This window comes from Pseudorhodobacter sp., assembly GCF_030452865.1.
Taxonomy (GTDB): domain Bacteria; phylum Pseudomonadota; class Alphaproteobacteria; order Rhodobacterales; family Rhodobacteraceae; genus Pseudorhodobacter.
On sequence record NZ_JAKDLJ010000530.1, the window covers coordinates 1 to 2,013 of the forward strand.

Annotated in this window: 3 protein-coding genes; 1 reads left to right on the top strand and 2 read right to left on the bottom strand. The window is 59.1% G+C overall.

Annotated elements, in window-relative coordinates; translation table 11 throughout:
- The coding region (locus L0H65_RS19045; RefSeq protein WP_301460767.1) for a substrate-binding domain-containing protein at positions 1 to 763 on the top strand (763 nt) is incomplete at its 5' end.
- 130 nt (positions 764 to 893) lie between these two features.
- Here L0H65_RS19045 and L0H65_RS19050 read toward each other — a convergent pair.
- Both L0H65_RS19050 and L0H65_RS19055 read right to left on the bottom strand, forming a co-directional pair.
- Positions 894 to 1,088, bottom strand: coding sequence for a TRAP transporter large permease subunit (locus L0H65_RS19050; RefSeq protein WP_301460768.1), 195 nt, complete (start codon positions 1,086 to 1,088; stop codon positions 894 to 896).
- Positions 1,082 to 2,013 (bottom strand): TRAP transporter large permease (locus tag L0H65_RS19055; RefSeq protein ID WP_301460769.1); only part of this gene is annotated, 932 nt, incomplete at its 5' end. The genes L0H65_RS19050 and L0H65_RS19055, both read right to left, overlap by 7 nt.

The following is a 2,013-nucleotide window of genomic DNA, read 5'->3' on the forward strand; positions in this document are numbered from 1 at the left end:
CACCGCCGCCTATGCCGACGATATGAAGATGGCGGTGACCACTTCGTTTGAAAACTCCGGTCTGGCCGATGTTTTGCTGCCCGCGATCAAGAAGGATCTGGATATCAACCTGCAACTTTTGGTTGTCGGCACCGGCCAAGCGATCAAACTGGGCGAATCCGGCGATGTGGATGCGATTCTGGTCCACGCAAAAGCGGCGGAGGAGAAATTCGTGGCCTCCGGCGCAGGCACCCACCGCCGCGAGATCATGTATAATGACTTCATATTGGTCGGGCCGACCGAAGACCCGGCCAAAATCGCCGCCGACAAAACGGCGGTGGAAGCAATGAAGCATATCGCCGGAGCGGAGGCACCCTTTGTCAGCCGGGGCGATGACAGCGGCACCAACAAGGCCGAGTTGAAGCTGTGGAAGGCCGCCGAACTGGACGCCGCCAGCTTCGGTGCGTGGTATCATGCGGTTGGCGCGGGGATGGGCGCTGCGTTGAACACCGCATCAGGGTTGAACGCCTATATTCTGGCGGACCGGGCGAGCTGGCTGAACTTTGGCAACAAGGGCGACCTCAAACTGCTGTTCGCGGGCGATCCGGCAATGTTCAACCAATACACGTTCATTCCGGTGAACCCGGAAAAGCAGCCGCATGTGCGCAATGACCTGGCGATGAAGCTGGAAAACTGGCTGGTCAGCGACACGGCAAAGGCGTTGATCAGCGATTACAAGATCAACGGTGAGACGTTGTTCGTGTTCAACGCCAAGACGGAATAAGCCGGATCGGGGGTGGGTCATGCCCGCCCCTAAAACGTTTTCCGTTCAAATTGCATCATCAATCGCTGCCTCTCCCCAGTGGTCGAACGCGATTGGTGATCTACCCTATGTCAATGTGAACGCAAAAACGCTACCACCCGATCAGAAACAGCGTTATCGCGGGAAACGCCACCAGCAGCGCCACGCGGATAATGTCAGAGACGACAAAGAACAGCACCGCTTTGTAAGTGTCCCAGATCGGCGTTTCGCGGTCCATCGTATTGATGATAAACAAATTCATGCCAACCGGCGGCGTGATCAGGCCAACCTCCACCACGATCAGCACCAAAATCCCGAACCAGATCGCCGTTTGCTCCTATTGATCCGGGCCAGCGCACCGGTATTCACCCCACGCAGCCCAAGCGCCTTGATCTGATCGCGCGAAAGTTCCGCGCCTTGGGCAATCGCGGCTTTGATGCTGGCGAGCATATCGGGGGCAATGGTGACGCCCTGATGCAGCGCCTCTGCCGCGCGGGCGGCGTGGAGTTGGGCCATGCCGACCATGCCGAAGTCCAACCCCTGCACCACTGGCCAAAAGATCGGGATCGTCAGCAGGATCATCGACAGACTGTCCATGACGCAGCCGAGGATCAGGTAGAACACCAGAATGAAGATCAGCACCAGCCACGGGCTGACACCCAAACCCGACACCCAAAGTGCGATTTCCTGCGGCACTTGTGTCAGGGCCAGAAAGCCGTTGTAGAAGGCCGCGCCCAATACGATAAAAAAGATCATCGCGGTCGAGCGGGCTGTCAGATAGAAACTTTCCGCCAGCGTATCGCGGTGCAACCCGCCATTGACCCACGCAATCAACCCGGTGCCGAATGCGCCGACAGCCGCCCCTTCAGTCGGGGTGAACAGCCCGGCGTAAATCCCACCAACGACAGTGACAAAGACCAGTAAGACTGGCCAGATATCATAGAGCGCCGCAAAGCGCGCGGCGTAGGGAACGCGCGGACGGGTGCCGGTTGAACCGGGGTAAAGCCGGACATAAAGCCCGATCACCAGCACATAGCCCAGCGCCGCCAACACCCCCGGCAGGAAGGCCGCAAGGAACAGCTTGGCGATGTTCTGCTCGGTCAGGATGGCATAGATCACCAACACCACCGAAGGCGGGATCAAGATGCCCAACGTCCCGCCCGCAGCCAGTGTCGCTGTCGAAAACCCACCCGCATAGCCATAGGCGCGCAGTTCCGGCAGCACCACCCGCC